We start from the raw sequence: 17,537 nt of genomic DNA on the forward strand, positions 1-17,537 counted from the left end.
GCGGAGCGATTTCGTTCTTCTTGTGTTTCAGAAATTGCGAATTAGGGACGATTCACGTCTCACAGAATTTGAACATATGACCTTGGAGCGGTTTTTCAAAACCGGAGGACCGTTCCCGCTTTTTTAAAATGGAAGGTGTGGAGAACTTGAAGAAGTGGATCATGTTGACTGTGAAAATATTAATGGTAGTTATGGTTGGAGCAGGATGCATGAGTTCCGAAAGCAAGGTTATCAAGCACTTGGAAAATAAATATGATGAGAAATTTAAAGTAGAAGATGTTGATAAGGCTAGTGCATTATTCCCTTCTCTCTCTGGGAAAGACAAAATTTTCGCCTATCCAGAAGGAAAACCTGAGCAATTATTTGTAGCGGGTGAAAGCCAGAACAAAGAAGGGGAAATATACGATACTTATATACTGGCCAAATGGGGAGAAGAGCTGGAAGAGACTATGGAGCAGGAAGTGAAAAAACAAATTCCTGATGTTAGCGACTTTAAGATTTATCTACGTATAGCAGATAGTAAATACGATGAGAGTATGATGGATACTTCCATATATGATTACCTAAAGAATATTAATAAGGAAGTTGACGTTGTACTGGTTGCTGCTATAAAAACCTCTGGCCAACCAGACATTAAGCCTTACAATGAAGGACTATATAATTTATACCAAAAGTTAAAAAGCCTAAACACAGATTTTTATACACTCTCAGTTGGGTTTGTAGAAGATTCCTTGAATAGTGACGAGTATATAAGGACCTCCAATGGGAACAATACTCCATGGTCTAATTTAAAGGGAGTATATGGAGCTGTAGTTGTAAACGATAGCTTTCAAATAAGTAAACCTGAGGGTATGAACGAATATTATGAGGTTTATGAGGAGTAATAACAAGCATATAAGGACAAATGATAACTCTCGAGTGCCGATTAGTTAGAATACAGGATCTAGGGGCGGTTTTTAAACCGGACGGTCCCTGTTTTTTAAAACGGAAGGTGTGGAGAACTTGAAGAAGTGGATCAAGCTGACTGCGGCAATTTTATTCGTAATTATGGGAGGTGCGGGGTGTATGAGTTCGGAGAATAAGGTTTTAGCTAAATTAGAAGAAAAGTATAACCAAAAGTTCTCAATAGAAGGAGTCAAAGAAGGCAGCAAGGCTTTTGCTCAAATGTATGGTAAGGATAAGCTGACTGTGCATCCGGAAGGGAATCCTGAGGTAGTTTTTCTGGCGCAAGAGGACAAAGATGACAAAGAATTTGTGAATGATAATTATGTCCTAGCTAAGTGGGCTGAAGAATTAAAAGCAAAGCTTGCGGATCAAATTGAGAAAGAACTCCCTCCCGGAACTCCGTACAAAGTTTTATTGAGAATTGCGCCAGATAAATATGATAAGTCCATGGTTAATATGTCATTTGATGAGTATTTAGAAAAAGGCTATCAAGATTTTTCTGTGGTTTTAAAGGCAGGTATTAAGACGGAAGGCAAACCAGAGGTTAGTCAATTTAACGAAAATATTTATAACTTGTACAACTTGATGAAATCTGTAGGAACAGAAAGATATACAGTTTCAGTAGGGTTCGTTGACAATTCAGAAGATATCTCAGATTACATAAGGACATCACTTGTAAATAATATTGCCTGGTCAAATTTAAAAGCTAAAGTTTATGGTGAAGTTAATGTAGATTACCGTTTTGATCCAGAAAACAATTCGGGAATGGTTGATGAGTCGCTTGTACTAACCGGACCCGAAAGAATAGCTGTTAATTACCAGCCATTCGGGGAGTGATTAGATGTCCTTGGATAAATTGACAGACGAAGAAAAAAGTATTCTTTTGCAGTTATCATATTTGGATTTGCCGCCCGAACTTACTGTTAGTGATAAATCAACTCTTACCATTGATGAGGTGTTAATACAAATATCTGATAACGAAATAGAAGTCGATTCTGATCGATTTGACAATATAAAAAACTTCCTAAGAGATAATCCAAATACCAGCCTTAAAGATATTAAATTAACAGGCTACCAAAATCACAACCCAAACGAGGCGAACAATACAGAGGGTGAATCAGACGCCGGTTTCGTTGGCTATGCAATCAAAGATGGTGAAGGTAATGGTGCAGTGTTATTCCGCGGCAGTGAGAATCCCTTTAATTGGGGCCATCTTAAAACAGATTGGGGAGGGAATTTAGCCGCTGGTATGAGTATTGAAACCAAGCAGCATGACGAAGCTCTCGCCTTTTATGAAGCAAATATGAAGAACCTGGATGGAGACATCACGATTTATGGTCATTCTAAAGGCGGAAACCTTGGTTCATGGGTTTTTGTGAATAATTATCAAGATTCAAATGTCAATGCCTATATCTTAAATGGGGCTCCACTTTGGTGGTTTGATTTAGATGAGGGTCAGAAAAATGCGATGAAAGGTGATCGTTTTACCTTCATCACTTTTAATGGAGATATCGTATCCCATCTGGGATTTGCCCCGTATGTTGATAAGATTGTGTCGATCAATAAACAGCATGGAGATTATTGGGATCCGTTTTATCCGCATTATGAGACCAGCGGAGTATACAACAAGGATGGCAGTTTCGCATCAGCTCGAAGTGCGGATACATGGGGAGTAGCCGATATGGCTTTGGATGTGTTCCATTCACTTGGCAGTATGCGGGATTACTTACCAAGGCAGATTGCCAAGGCATGGATAGTAATCGGCGCAGCGACGTTGGACATTATTTATAACACCTGGCAGGGAATAGTCGAACAGGCCAATTATGTAAAAGAGCAGGCATTAATGTATATTTCTAAAATACAACAAACCGGGCGGGAATTAGTTGGCAAGGTGAGTAAATTCTTTGAAACTGTTGCCATGCGGGCAAAAAGCTTTATAACAAAAGTCATTGATTATATGAACGGCAACAACTTCCCAATCGAACCCTATATAAAAGTAGACATCCCAAGGCTGTTCTACTATGCAAACCGTCTGCGATCGGTGCAAAGGCGGATCGCCCAGCTCAATGACATGATTGATGATTTATACTGGGAAGCGGGTGTCATGGGACTGGATAATGTCCTCGCAGCGGATATCGCCTCATCCTTCGATATCCGGATTCCAGAAAGCATCAATTACCTGAACCGGACGGCGGAACTTTTACAGCAGAATGAGAGGTATCTCGCCGGAAAAGCCGGTTCAATCAGGGGGTAAACAATGGATCCGAAAGTGAGAAGCAAGATTAACAGGATTGCGGCGGAAGCGAACGCGATCGCCCGTGAGCTGGAGGATATCTCGAATGGCCTCAGTCATGAATTCAAGGGGATTGGCTCGGTAAAAGCTGCATCAGGATTGCGGCGTTCTGCGGAGAAATACCGCTATGTAAGCTATAAGTTAAGAAGAATATGACTCTATTGGACATCACTTGAAAGGAGGTGGAAAGAATGGCAAGATCGATCACTGTTGAACCAGCAAAGCTTGAAACGACTGCTAACAAGATTGACCAGCAGGCAGCTGATTACGAAAGAAATTACAAAGCTCTTTTCAACGAAGTCGAAGCGATGGCGGCTGCTTGGCAGGGAGCTGATAACCAGGCTTACACTGCACAAATCAAAGGCTTCATGGACGACTTCAACAAAATGACTCAGTTGATGAGACAGTACTCAGAGTTCCTGAAGATGAGCGCGAAGACCTACCGCGACACTCAGAGCGAAGTCATTAACCAGGCTAAGAGATTGAGCAACTAATCCATAACATAACGCAGGAGGTGAAATACATTGGCAGGAGATGGAATCAAAATCTCGCTCGGCGAGGTTAGCAAAACGGCGGGCCAAATCCGCACCCTGAATCAGCAATTATCTACTAGATTAGAAGAAATCAAGAAAGACATGAACGCACTAGCGTCATCATGGAACTCCGACGCATCCAACACAATCCGCGGCAACTTCAACTCACTTGCACCACGATTTGAAGAATATCGCCAGGTCGTCGACAGCTACGCCAAATTCTTGGATAACACTGTCACAAACTACAACACTGCAGAAACAGCGATCAACAACAACGCCAGCTCTTTTAAGTAAGCATTTTTTACAGAGGGGAAGGGGCAAGCAGCTGGTGCAGTTTGCCCTTCTGTAAAATAAACCCCTGTGACATGGCGGCAAGCATTCAACGGGGATTATCTGTGAGTCAACGGGGATTATCAGTTAATCAACAGGGATTATCCATCATCCAACGGGGATTATCCGCAGTATAACGGGGATTAAAAGCGGTGCAACGGGTAATATTAGCAGTTGTCCTGGGAGATGCGAGTCCAACCGTCGAAAAAAGGTGACCAACCGTTGATAAAATCACCTCGACCGTCGATTAATGTACTTTAACCGTCGATACTAGACCTTCAACCGTTGATATAAGGGTCCCAGTCAAAAACAAATCGCATTTTTGCTGAAAAAACTAGGGCGGACAGGCCAAAACCATACATAAATTCAAATTGGAGTCGAAAAGCAATGATCAAACATGCGGATTTTAAATTAGAAAGCTATGGAATTTCGAAATTCCTTTATTTTCATGCTGGAAGCAAGGCAGACATCGATGGCAGCCAGGTTGAGCTTTTGAGAACGAGCCGAATTCCGGGAATTCTGCCATGTGCTGCGATTCTTGAAGGGGATAACTGCTTTCTTCGCTATGACATGATTTCCGATAACACGCTTGAGATGCTGAATTCCACGCCAGCAACGAAAGAACAGCTATACAATAGCTTCCTCAACATTGCCGAAACACTGGTGGATGCCCAAGCTAGCGGCATGGATATCGAGAACTTCGTGTTCAGCCAGCGTGACATCTTTATTGATAATTTTTCAAACAGATTAGTTTTTATCTACCTTCCTGTAAAAAATAATGTTTTTGAAAAGGTATCACTTAAAGACTTTTTGCGTGAATTGCTCTTATCGGCTCCTTACGATGAAACCGATGACGCCGCATTTTTTATCAAACTCCATAACTATCTGGTCGAGACAGACGATGTCTCTCCGGAACATCTGCTGGAAAAAATGAATGAATTGGTCGGAGATGAAACACTCGTACGGCAGCCTTATAAGATGCCTGAAAAGCCGAAGCAGGAAGCAGCAACATCGGCACCTGTCCAAACAGATGAAGAAAGCATAACGGAAGAACCAGAGCTTGAAACACCATCCATCAACCCGAACTTCTACAGCCCGGGCAGCGAGGTCCACACCATGAAAACAAGCGTCGACAATGGCGTGCTGACTTCTGAGTATACAAGCCAGAAAAAGGACGTAAAAACAGGCCGCAAGCTTGAAATCGAGGAAGAAGTTAACTACAAGCGGATTACCAGGGCGGAGCTTGGAGAGAACAATACGCTGTTAAGAGATGCGGCGAAACTAGGTGGCGGCACATCAATCAACATCCAGCCAGCCTTGTCCAGCAGTGAGCCAGAGCACGAGGGCACCACGGTACTTGGCGTAATGGCAAATGAGGACGAGGGAACGACGACTCTTGGCCATTCCAGCCGCAGGCCGTTTTTGCTGGCAGTCTCCAAGAATGAAAAAATCACGATTGCCAAGGACTTTTTTAAAATTGGCCGGGATCCGATGAGAGCGGACTTTGCCTCTGAAAACAAAGTAATCGGCCGGGTGCATGCTCACGTGATCATATCGAACGGCGAATATTTCCTGGAGGACAATCACTCAACCAACGGCAGCTACGTAAACGGCGTGAAGTTGTCACCAAAGGAAAAAGTCAAAATCAAACACGAAGATAAAATCAAGCTCGCGAATGAGGAATTCGTCTTCAGGCTTTATTAAAGGGGGGAACAAAAGATGACATTTCAAGTGGCCTACTATACGGACATTGGAATCAAGAAGAAAACCAATCAAGACGGCCTTCTATTAAAAACAGCCAGGACCCCAGAGGGTGAAATCGGCTTGTTCGTCATCTGCGACGGAATGGGCGGCCTTTCCCACGGTGAGCTGGCGAGTGCGACGGTAATTAGAGGGATGTCACACTGGTTTGACAACGACCTTCCGGAAATGCTGGAGGCAGGAATCGCGGAAAGTGATATTCCTGGCCGGCTTGAGGAGCGCATTCGCGAGCTGAACAAAAAGATCATTGATTATGGCGAGACTTCGAATATCAAACTCGGGACAACGATCACAGCCTTGCTCATCCTCCACAAGCAATATTTCATTTTACAAATCGGGGACAGCAGGGCGTACAGCATCAGTGACCAGCTTGTAAAATTGACCGAAGACCAGACGCTCGTAGAACGCGAGCTGCAGCGAGGCAATATTACCGCAGAACAGGCAAGGATTGATTCGCGTCGGAATGTACTGCTCCAATGCGTTGGCGCCACAAAGGACATCAACGTCGTCATCACATCCGGCGAAGTAGAAAGCGGAACAATGTTTATGCTTTGCACAGACGGATTTTACCATGAAATCAGCGATGAAGAAATGCTCACAAACCTTAATCCGCAACATTTCACCAGTGAAAAAACCATGAAAGAAAAGCTCGTTCAACTCGTCGAGCTCGCAAAAAAACGCCAGGAAACAGATAATATCTCGATTCTGCTGGCAAGGGACATGGGGACGGTTCTCGCGTCCCACTAAATGGGGTTTATTGGATGAAGGAACCAACCATCCCCGCGTTTCTGGGAGGAATGACTTTGATACAAATTGGCACAATCATTGATGACAGATATGAAATATTGAAGGAAATCGGGCGCGGCGGGATGAGCGTCGTCTATCTGGCGATGGACAACCGGCTGAACAAATCGCTCGTCGTCAAGGATATCCGCAAGCGCAGCAACAGCAATAATGAGCTCTTGATCAACAGCCTGGTTGTCGAGGCGAACATGCTGAAGAAGCTCGACCACGGTTCGCTGCCGAAGATCTATGACATCATCGAGTCTGAGGGCGACATCTACGTGGTGATGGACTATATCGAAGGCGAATCGCTCAAGGAAAGGCTTAAGCGCGACGGCAAAATCCCGGCAAAAGAAGTGATTGAGTGGGCGAAACAGCTGAGCGATGTCCTCGGTTATCTGCACACCAGGAAGCCATACCCGATCATTTACCGTGACATGAAGCCGGACAATGTCATGTTGACACCGGAAGGCAAAATCAAGCTGATTGACTTCGGGATCGCGCGTGAATTCAAGACCGAGAATCTCTCTGACACTACGAATCTCGGAACGAAAGGGTACGCAGCTCCTGAACAGATTTCCGGCAGGCAGACCGACGCGAAAACCGATATTTATAGTTTGGGAATTACACTCTATCATCTTGTCACCGGAAAAAGCCTGAGCGAGCCGCCTTTTGAGATCAGGCCAATCCGAGAATGGGACCCGTCGCTTCCGGAAGGCCTCGAGCATATCATCAAAAAATGCACACAGGCCGAGCCGGCGAACCGCTACCAGAACTGCGAGGAGCTGAGCTATGACCTCGAGCACATCAACAGGCTGACGAAGGGCTATAAGAACATGCTGATCAAGAAGCTGGCGATGTTCCTCGTTCCGGCTGTGCTTTTCCTGGCGTTCTCAACAACCTCTGCCCTCGGCTACAAAGGAATGAAAAATGAGCAATTCCAGGATTATATGAATCTCGTAAACCAGGCAAGCATTGCGCTGATGGACGGTGAACAAACCGAAGCCATTAAGCTCCTCGAGAGCGCGATCCGCGTCGACAAAGAACGTCCGGAAGCATACATCAATCTGCTTGATTTATATATCAATAGAAACCAGACAGACGAAGGACTCGCCAAGATGGAATCATACATACAGGATAAATACGGGGCAGTCCACGAGAATAATGAAGTTCTTTTTAAAATGGGGATGACCTATTTCGATGTGCAACGGGATTATAACAATGCGCTGAAATACTTTCAGCAGATTGATGAAAAAGAACTGCCGGATGCGAAATATTACAAGTCGCTGGCAACGACAATGAGCAGCCTGAACGTCGATTATACGAAATTCGCCGGTGATCTCCAGGAGTTCCACCAGTACAATGACGGCCTGGCAAATGACGGCAAAAAGATCGATAACTATAACTCTCTAGCAAATATCTATATTTCATATAAGAGCCAGATTCCTGAATCGAACACCCAGGCAATCGATATTGTCCAGAAGGCGAAGGAAATCCTCGCCAAGCTTGAAAACGAGCAGCTCCAATTCAAATACGAGATGGAATTCGAACAGAAACTGGCCCAGGCCTACTACAGCCGCGGCGTAAATTCAGAGGATAAGGCAAGTGCCCGCGATGACTTTGAAAAAGCAATCGAGCACTATAACAACCTTCTGGACCTGAACGTGGCCGATCAGGAAGATGTCTATGTCAAAATTGGCGTCATCTATCAGGAAATGGGCGAATTCTCTCGCGCAGTTGAGCACTTCCAGAACACGACGCTAAAAAAATTCCCTGATAGCATCAATGCCTACGTGAAGCTTGGTAACCTCCTCCTCGATATCGAGCAAGGAAAAGAAGAAGGACAGCGAAACTACGCTAAAGCTAAAGAAATTTATGAAAAAGCAGCCACCCTGACAGGCGCGAAAGGCGATGAAGCATTCAAAAAACTCACCAGGCGCATGGAGAACTTGAATATTTTATAGAAGGAAGCAAAGGGCTTTCCCTTCGCTCCAAAGCAGGAGCAAAGAGAATATCCTAAGCTTCTGAATGCAGAACCATAGAGATTATCCTATGCCCCTGAAAGCAGAAGCAAAGAGTAAATCCCTATGCTCCTAAAAGCAGAAGCACAAGGTACGTCCCCATGCTCCCAAGGAAGGCAGTTGAAGAAGATTGGCATACCAGATCATGTTTTACGGCGGTTTGGCTGGCGCGGTGATCGCGCTGGTGATAGCCATCCTCGCATATGTAAAAATCAATATTGCCCAGGTCATTACAGATCTGACGGGCTGGAATTTTCCGGGTGCGGGGAGAAAAGCCCGGAAGAAAACGACCAGCATCAAGGCCGAAACAAGCACAAAGCCGACGACAAAGGAAATCCATGTCCGCAAGAATGTTGAAAAAGAAGTGGCGGCTGGTGAGTATGTTGAACCCACCGAGAAAATGGCGGGCGGTCAGCTTGAGCAAACAGCTCTTTTGAGCCAGGAGAGCTTCCGAAAAACAGACTTGCTTAAACAAGAAGGCTTGGAGCCGACAGCTTTGTTAAAAGAAACTTCAGTGCGAAAGCCAGTTGCAGCAGCAGTTTCATCCAACCAGGGCGTTTCATATGAGTCACCAACTGAGACAACCATCCTGTCCGATTGGAATGAAACCACCGTCCTGACGGCAGACCATGATGAAACGACTTTACTTGGTGAAACAACACTATTGGATGACTTCGAAGAAACGACCTTGCTGTCAGAAGAAGAACCACGTTTTAAAAAGCAGGTGGATATAGTCATGGTCCATTCAGAAACAATCATTTAAGTCATGTGAATCACACGGAACACTGACTCAAGTTACTATACGCACGCTGGTTATGGTGATCTTAACCGTGCCAATCGATAGATACCCGTGGACCTTCCGCCAGAATCGAACAAATAACCGTCCACTCCAAAACTACTAAATAAAAAGGAGAATAAGAGATGCTCGAACCGAGGAAAAAGAAGAAACGCCCAGGCAACAAATGGGCTGCCGTCATCCCGATCTTGTTAGTTTTGATTGTGTCTGTGGTAATTTTTAATGGCAAGGCGCTTTCTACATTAACGAATGTTGACAAAGTAATTGAATTCCAAGGCCAGGAATGGAACATGGCGGAGTCGTTTAACAAGGATTGGCAAACCAACAACAATCCTGTTACATTCACTGTTGATTTGCAGGATGATTTCAGTAAAGCGAATCTCCAGGGACAAGATGTTCAGGCACCGTTTAACATCACGGCTGACCAAAACGGGAATCCAATTTCAGTTACAGACATTGTCCCTGTAGGCGGCACAGAATTTGCTGGGAAGTATATCGTGAAAATCCCAGTCAGTACTGATGGAGAAATCGATATCAAAATAGAATTTATAAATGATGAGTCATGGAAACTCGATTCTGAGACTAAGACATTCACCATCACACGAGACACAACCGCTCCTATTGTAAAATTGTCTGGAGCAGATAATGGCACTCTGTCAAGCGAGGGTGTCAAAATCGATGTTGAAGTGATAGAGGAGCATTTTGCTGCCGAAAAAGTAGAAGTTACTGTTTCAAAAAACGGCAACCCATACAATGTGGGTGACTGGGGGTCGGCAAAGAGCAGATCTTATTCTTTCAGTGAAGAAGGCGAGTATCTTTTCACAGTAAAAGCGTCAGATAAGGTTGGAAACGAAAGCAGCCAGGAACAGCTGAATTTTGCAATCCGAAAAAAGGCTCCTGAGCTGACGGTGTTGGCAGGCGAGAATCCCCTTTCTAAAGGAGAAGTTTCAAAAACGGACAGTGTAAATCTTAAGATTTCAAGCAAAATCAAGATTGAAACTGCGTCGGTAACAGTTCTTAAAGATGGGGAGCAAATAGAAACAAAAACTTTCCCCGCTGGAGATTGGGAAACCAACCTCAACTATCCAACACCAGGTGAAGGAGAATACGAATTCCAGGTGAAGGTTAGGGAAAAGCATGCTAGGGGCGAGGAACATTCACTTCCATCATTTTCTTTCACTGCCGACAAAACGGCTCCAAAGCTTGCAATCCTGGATGTGGAAAATGGCGGTTTATACGAAACAGACAAAGATGTAAAAGTAACAGTTGATGAAGCACATACGGGCAATGCTCACTTTGAAATCAAGAAAAAGGACATCAATGGAGAGGAAACATCGAAAAGTGTTGAAGTGAAAGACGGAAAGGCCAGCTATAAAACCAATGGCGAGGGTCAATATACCGTAACATTGAACGCAACGGACGCTGCTGGCAATAAGGCTGAAGAGAAAAGTGTTACGTTCAAAATCGACAAAGATGGTCCAATTCTCTCTATCTCAGAAGATGTGGATGGAAAGTATTTTAAGACAGACAAGGAGCTGACATTCTCAGTAAAGGATATCAGTCTTGTAAAAGCGAATCTTAATGTGAAAAAGGATGGAGAGCCATATACGATCGGCACTTTCATCGAAAAATTTTTTACTTCCACGGTTACGCACAATTTTACGGAGGAAGGCACCTATGAAGTTGATCTAAACTCAAAAGATGGAAAAGAACGAGAGAAATCGCATCCTCCGGTGACTTTCACAATTGATAAAAATGATCCAGTAATCACAGCATCAGCTGTTGAAAAAGTAAAAGATGAAAAGAAATACTACGAACTGACTGTAGATATAGCTGACGATTATATCGACTGGAACAATACGAGCATGAAAGTTTTAAGGAATGGCAAGACACTTTCCGAAATCACAGGAAAAGAAGTGGCTAAAACACACGTGATTGAAGAAGATGGCGAATATGCCTTCGAAATCACAGCGGCAGACAAAGCTGGCCGTGTCACGACCAAAAATGATTTGAAATTCACCATCGATAATACGGATCCCAAACTGTCCATCAATGGTGTTGAGAATGGAGGGTATTATCAAAAACTCGAAAATCTCGAACTAGCGATCGAGGATTTAACTTTCGTAATCGGAGAAACGAAACTGGAAGTACTGAAGGATGGGGAACCATACGATATCGGAAAGGATGAGTGGACTGTCCTGACGAAAGGCGGGCTTAAGAGAGCGGTCAAGAAGCTGAGCTTCGACAAGGATGGCGATTACGAGATCAGCCTGATAACGACAGATTTATTTGGCAATAAAAATACTCTTGAACCAGTCAAGTTCACAATCGACACAATCCCGCCTGAGTTAAAAATTGAAAGTGTATCGGATGAGGATGAGTCAGGAAAGGATCTTAATGTAAAGGTCTCTGTTACTGATAAAAACATCGATCTTGATGAAACATTTCTCAATGTTACAAGGAATGGCGAGGAGTATCTGGCCGAAAAAGGACAGAAGGTTTCTGGCGTCCATCCATTCACAGAAGATGGGATATATGTCATCAGTCTCGAATCAACAGATAAAGCAGGAAACAAAAAGAGCCACCAACAACTGACATTCACTGTCGACAAGTCAAAGCCAACACTTGATATTACGGGTTTTGAAGTTGGGGAGCATTATCAAAAGCTTGAAGGTGTCGAATTATCCGTAGAAGATTTGACCCTCGATTTAAATGAAACGAAGATCGAGGTATTAAAAGACGGCAAGCCGTACGAAATTGAGAATGGCGAATGGAATGAAGCTTCAAAGGGTGTTCTCAAAAGGGCAACCCGCAAGCTAAACTTTGATGAAGATGGGGATTATGAAATCAAACTGACCTCAATGGACAGGGTTAAAAATCTACATTCATTTGGTCCTGTCAAATTCACAATCGATAATACCGAACCGGTCATCGAGCTAAGTGGAATTGACGAGGAAGATTTCGTCCAGAAGGGTAAGTCGGTCAAGGTGAAAGTAATCGAACATAATTTCAACGATAACAAAGTAACCATCGAAGCAACAAAGGACGGAAAGCCATATGATTTCGGTAAATGGGAAAACAAGGATGAAGTCACTGAATTGAGCCACACCTTTAACGAGGACGGTGACTATCAAATTACGGTAAATGCAATTGACCGCGCAAAAAAACAAGCGAAGTCCCAAACGCTGAGTTTCACTGTCGACAATATCAAGCCAATCATCAAAGTCACTGGAGCAAACAATAACACTTATTATAACAGTGACAAAGAAATTAAGATCGCTGTAGAAGAGCATAACTTCGCAAATAACAAGGTAGATATCAAGGTGACAAGGAAAGTTGAAGTTGATGGCAATCCAGTTAACTTCCCGATCAGCGAATGGAAAAATGTAAAGGAGCTTTCTGAAATAAGCCATGAGTTTGACCGTGATGGTGAGTATCAGATTACCATAGAAGCGAAGGATGCTGCCGGAAATGCTGCCGATACGCAAACGCTCCTGTTCACCCTTGACTATATCGATCCGGAACTGAGCATCACAGGTGTTAGTGATGATGAACATTACCGTACAGACAAACCAGTCAGCATGAAGATTGCCGATCGCAACATCGACCTGACCCAGACAGAACTTAAGGTCGTGCGCAATGGCCAGCCTTACAAAATTGGTAATCCGGAACTGAAAGGCAAAACAGCTGCTGATAAGGTTTTCAATTTTTCGCAGGAAGGCAGCTATGTGATCGACCTGAATACAACGGACAAAGCTGGCAACAGCAAGAAGCATGACCGGGTTACTTTCATCATCGACAAAACCAACCCAGTCGTGAAAATTGATGGAGTAGAGAACAACTCATTCAATCCAGAAAACAAAAACGTGACCATATCAATCGATGAGTTAAATTATGAAACAAACGATGTAAGCATCAGCGCAACAAAAGATGGTGCTGCATTCTCGATCGGCAGCTGGAAGAACACCGGGAAGCTATCTAAATTAGAATACAATTTTAACAGGGATGGCCTTTACACGATTCAGGCAACTGCAAAGGATAAAGCCGGAAACGGTCCAATCGCTGAGAAAAGGACATTTACAATCGACAAAACCAAGCCGGAAATCGAGATTACAGGTGTCGAAAATAATGCCTATTACAATGTTGATAAGCCAGTTAACGTTTCAATCAGGGACGTAAACCTCGATATCAACAAAATCACGGTGACCAGGAATGGAGCACGATACAATGCCGGCGGTTTCTCTGTGAATCGAAACACCGCTTCACTCCGCCATAACTTCAGCGGCGAAGGTGATTACAACATCTTGGTGGAAGCAACCGATAAAGCGGGCAACAGCTTCAGCAAGACGATGACATTCACGATCGACAAGACGAAGCCGGTCATCACCCCGAAATTCAAAGGGCAGAATCGTGTCATTAAAGACGGAGAATATATCAATGAAGTATTCACTCCTGAGTTTGCCCTCACTGAAGCAGAGGATATGATCGTTTCTGCAACTCTGAACAATGGCACAAACCTTGGTAAAAACATTCCTGTTGCCGCAAGGGAAATGAAATATATTTACAAAGTTCTCGCACGCGACAAAGCAGGCAATGAATCAACACTGGAAATCAGCTTCACGTTGGATACAACAAAGCCAGCACTGAATATTACCGGCGTACTTGACGGCTTTTTCAATAAAGACATCACGCCGAAAGTGACGTATGCAGACATCTACCTGGATAGCAGCAAGACATCCGTTACCTTGAACGGCAAGCCATTCGAAAACGGAACAAAGCTTGAATACGAACAGGATTATATTTTAAAAGCGGTAATAACAGACTTGGCGAAGAACGTTTCATCAAGAACAATCGTCTTCACCATTGATAAAACAAAGCCAGTCATCAAGTTCAAAGAGCCAATTTCCAATAAATATTTCAATGCCGATCTCCTGCCGCAGCTGTTGATCGATGATATGAGTTCTTACGACATCATCGCGATGATGCTTGACGGAAAGCCATATGAAGCAGGGGATCCAATTAAAGAAGAAGGAAAGCACGTCATGTTCTTCGAAGTAAAGGATAAGGCAGGCAATATCCAGCAGTTAAGCGTCGAATTCATCATCGACAAAACCGCGCCAAAGGTAGTTTATGAAGGTGTGAAAAATAAAGAAAAATACTATGACCCAGTCGACATTTCCATCCGCCTGGATAATCCGAATGATAAAATAAAATCGGTCATGATCAACGGTGAAATGTTTGATGGCGATGTAGTAGAAGAGGATGGCTACAGGGTCATCAAAACCAAGTTGGCAGAAATTAAGCCATACGAGATCAAAGTAACGGCAAGTGATGAAGCAGGCAATGAAAAAACAACCGTCATTTCATTCGAAATCGTCGAAAAAGGAGCCTTAGTGAAGTTTTATGAAAATAAACCTTTGCTCGGCGGGACGGTTGCTGGTTTTGTTGGACTGCTTGGAGCAGCAGCAACAGTGCTGGTTAGAAGACGAAGGGTTAGAGTAGAAGAAGAAGAATAGCTGTTTTGAAATTGGACCCGGGGTCAAGCGATGCTCCCGGGTCTTTTACTGGAAAAAACGTTTTGTCTTTTCCAGTTCGCGGAATCCCGGCAAAGTTTCGTGGGGTTAAAATCATTTTTCGCATAATAATGGGTGAGTTTCGCGGAAATCGTACTGAAAATCGACGGAAATCAATGTTTTGAATTGAAAAAATAACGCTGAAGACACTAATTAACAGGATAGTAGGTAGTGCATAACCGATTCCACATAAAATATTTTCAATCAGATTACGCAATCTAATATAATGTGACAAATTCAAACAAATTGTTTCAAATTTTTCATCATTCGGTTACTTATTTCCTATCATTGTGATAAAATAAACAATTAGGGTAGAATATGGTTCGCAGATTGCGGCAGCGTCTGTGTAATCTCGGACATCGTGATCTATTTTACATAGATAAGGCATTTCGTCAGCTGAGATAACGAGGCTTAATCAGCCGCAGCCAGCCATTTGTCAAGGAGGAAAAAGCAAAATGTTTGCAAGGGATATCGGGATTGACCTTGGTACAGCCAATGTGTTGATCCATGTAAAAGGTCGAGGAATTGTCTTGAATGAACCGTCTGTAGTGGCGATTGATAAGAACACGAACAAGGTTTTGGCTGTTGGGGAAGAGGCGCGCAAAATGGTTGGGCGTACACCTGGCAATATTGTTGCGATTCGCCCGTTGAAGGATGGAGTAATCGCAGATTTCGATGTTACGGAATCAATGCTTAAGCATTTCATCAATAAATTGAATGTAAAAGGTTTCTTGTCGAAGCCACGCATCCTGATTTGCTGCCCGACGAACATAACGAGCGTTGAGCAAAAGGCAATCAAGGAAGCTGCTGAAAAGAGCGGCGGCAAGAAGATTTATCTTGAAGAAGAGCCAAAAGTAGCGGCAATCGGCGCTGGCATGGACATTTTCCAGCCTAGCGGCAACATGGTTGTGGATATCGGTGGCGGAACAACAGATGTAGCTGTTCTATCAATGGGGGACATTGTTACATCCCAATCGATTAAAATGGCCGGCGACAAGTTTGACGCAGAGATTTTAAGTTACATTAAACGTGAATATAAGCTGTTGATCGGTGAGAGAACAGCTGAAAATATCAAAATCCAAATTGGGACTGTCTTCCCAGGCAGCCGCAGCGAAGAAATGGATATCCGCGGACGTGATATGGTATCCGGACTTCCACGCACGATTACCGTTCGTTCTGAGGAGATCGAAAAGGCATTGAGAGAATCAGTCGCTGTGATCGTCCAGGCTGCAAAAACAGTCCTGGAGAAAACTCCACCAGAATTGTCTGCAGACATCATTGACCGCGGCGTCATTCTGACAGGCGGCGGCGCATTGCTTCATGGCATCGACCAGCTTATGCAGGAAGAACTAAAGGTGCCTGTATTGATTGCGGATAATCCAATGGATTGTGTTGCAATCGGCACAGGTATTATGCTTGATAATATTGACCGCATCGCAGGTCGTCGCGGAATCATCTAAAATAAAAATCTGGAATTACTTCGGTAAAATCGCCGCAGGATTCCAGATTTTTTTGCATTTTACCCATTTTTTCTGGTATAAAACCCAAAATCCTACATTTTCCTGCAAATTTTTAATGTTTCTTGCCGATATATTTCTTATAATAGAAAGTAGTGAAAAAATTTCCTGTTGTTCAGGGATTTTTCCAATAAAGGGTGTGAGACTATGTTTAAAGGTTTTTATACAGTAGCTTCCGGTATGCTTGCGCAGCAACGCAGGACGGAAATGCTGACGAATAATATGTCCAATGCCAATACGCCGGGTTATAAGGCAGACCAGGCTGGGATGAGAGCTTTCCCGGAAATGCTGCTCCAACGCTTCGACAAGCAGCAGATCCCGACGGAGAATGGCTTGAATTTGCCGTTCAACAAGGAGATTGGCACAATCAATACCGGTGTTTACATGCAGGAAGCAATCCCGAAATTCATCCAGGGTGATTTGCGCGAAACTGGACGGAAGACGGACGTTGCATTGCTCGATATAAATATGCCCGAAAATGGCTCAGTGTTTTTTACTGTGCGCAATACGGATGGCACAGTTCGTTATACAAGAAATGGGAATTTTACGGTTGATGCACAAGGGCGTTTGACGACTGGCAGCGGCCATTATGTGCTGGACTCAGCAGGCCAGCAAATCCAGCTTTCGAGTGACCGTTTTACCATAAATGAGGGCGGTGTCCTGATCGGTGAAAATGGCGAGGAGGCAACTCTTGGGGTTGCCTATGCGAACAATCCGCTGCGGATGATCAAAGAAGGCGACGGACTGTTCCGGACGGAAGACGGCGGCGCATTGCCGACTGCTTTTGGTGCAGCCGGCGTTCAGTTCAGGACGCAGCAGGGTTTCCTTGAGCAATCCAACGTCGATATCAGCAGGACGATGACCGACATGATGTCAGCTTATCGAGCGTTCGAAGCCAACCAAAAGATTCTCCAGGCTTATGATAAAAGCATGGAAAAGGCTGCGAACGAAATCGGAAGGCTATAGTATTCTGGATCAAATTTTA

General features: G+C 43.9%; 13 protein-coding genes. All 13 read left to right on the plus strand.

Going from position 1 to position 17,537, the window contains the following annotated elements; all coding sequences use genetic code 11:
• The first annotated feature begins 146 nt into the window (after nt 1-146).
• The 13 genes from J7E32_RS17210 to J7E32_RS17270 all read left to right on the plus strand — a co-directional run bounded on the left by J7E32_RS17210 (nt 147) and on the right by J7E32_RS17270 (nt 17,518).
• Nucleotides 147-884, plus strand: a complete 738-nt coding sequence (locus J7E32_RS17210; RefSeq protein WP_214909822.1) for a hypothetical protein — start codon at nt 147-149, stop codon at nt 882-884.
• Between the two features lie 118 nt (nt 885-1,002).
• The gene (locus J7E32_RS17215) at nt 1,003-1,782 is read left to right on the plus strand and encodes a hypothetical protein (RefSeq protein WP_214909823.1); all 780 of its coding nucleotides are present in this window, start codon (nt 1,003-1,005) and stop codon (nt 1,780-1,782) included.
• A gap of 4 nt (nt 1,783-1,786) precedes the next feature.
• Nucleotides 1,787-3,199, plus strand: a complete 1,413-nt coding sequence (locus J7E32_RS17220; protein ID WP_214909825.1) for a Tle-like phospholipase domain-containing protein — start codon at nt 1,787-1,789, stop codon at nt 3,197-3,199.
• A 3-nt stretch (nt 3,200-3,202) separates the two neighbouring features.
• Nucleotides 3,203-3,394, plus strand: a complete 192-nt coding sequence (locus J7E32_RS17225; RefSeq protein ID WP_041964575.1) for a hypothetical protein — start codon at nt 3,203-3,205, stop codon at nt 3,392-3,394.
• A 35-nt stretch (nt 3,395-3,429) separates the two neighbouring features.
• The gene (locus J7E32_RS17230) at nt 3,430-3,732 is read left to right on the plus strand and encodes a WXG100 family type VII secretion target (protein WP_214909827.1); all 303 of its coding nucleotides are present in this window, start codon (nt 3,430-3,432) and stop codon (nt 3,730-3,732) included.
• Between the two features lie 30 nt (nt 3,733-3,762).
• Nucleotides 3,763-4,065, plus strand: a complete 303-nt coding sequence (locus J7E32_RS17235) for a pore-forming ESAT-6 family protein (RefSeq protein ID WP_041964573.1) — start codon at nt 3,763-3,765, stop codon at nt 4,063-4,065.
• 423 nt (nt 4,066-4,488) lie between these two features.
• A complete protein-coding gene (locus tag J7E32_RS17240) occupies nt 4,489-5,805 on the plus strand; it encodes a DUF6382 and FHA domain-containing protein (RefSeq protein WP_214909829.1) in 1,317 nt (438 codons plus the stop codon).
• Between the two features lie 15 nt (nt 5,806-5,820).
• Entirely contained in the window at nt 5,821-6,609 is a 789-nt protein-coding gene (locus J7E32_RS17245) for a PP2C family protein-serine/threonine phosphatase (protein WP_214909830.1), read from the plus strand.
• 50 nt (nt 6,610-6,659) lie between these two features.
• Entirely contained in the window at nt 6,660-8,609 is a 1,950-nt protein-coding gene (locus J7E32_RS17250) for a protein kinase domain-containing protein (protein ID WP_353654065.1), read from the plus strand.
• 187 nt (nt 8,610-8,796) lie between these two features.
• Entirely contained in the window at nt 8,797-9,429 is a 633-nt protein-coding gene (locus J7E32_RS17255) for a hypothetical protein (protein ID WP_214909837.1), read from the plus strand.
• A 158-nt stretch (nt 9,430-9,587) separates the two neighbouring features.
• Nucleotides 9,588-14,978: a LapB repeat-containing protein gene (locus J7E32_RS17260; protein WP_214909843.1), complete on the plus strand. Its 5,391-nt coding sequence runs from the start codon at nt 9,588-9,590 to the stop codon at nt 14,976-14,978.
• Nucleotides 14,979-15,490: 512 nt separating this feature from the next.
• A complete protein-coding gene (gene mreB / locus J7E32_RS17265) occupies nt 15,491-16,495 on the plus strand; it encodes a rod shape-determining protein (protein WP_214909845.1) in 1,005 nt (334 codons plus the stop codon).
• Between the two features lie 204 nt (nt 16,496-16,699).
• Complete coding sequence (locus J7E32_RS17270; RefSeq protein ID WP_214909848.1) at nt 16,700-17,518, plus strand: flagellar hook-basal body protein; 819 nt, start codon at nt 16,700-16,702, stop codon at nt 17,516-17,518.
• The last annotated feature ends 19 nt before the right edge of the window (nt 17,519-17,537 follow it).

It is taken from the genome of Bacillus sp. ISL-55, assembly GCF_018613155.1.
In the GTDB taxonomy this organism is placed as follows: Bacteria; Bacillota; Bacilli; order Bacillales; family Cytobacillaceae; genus Mesobacillus.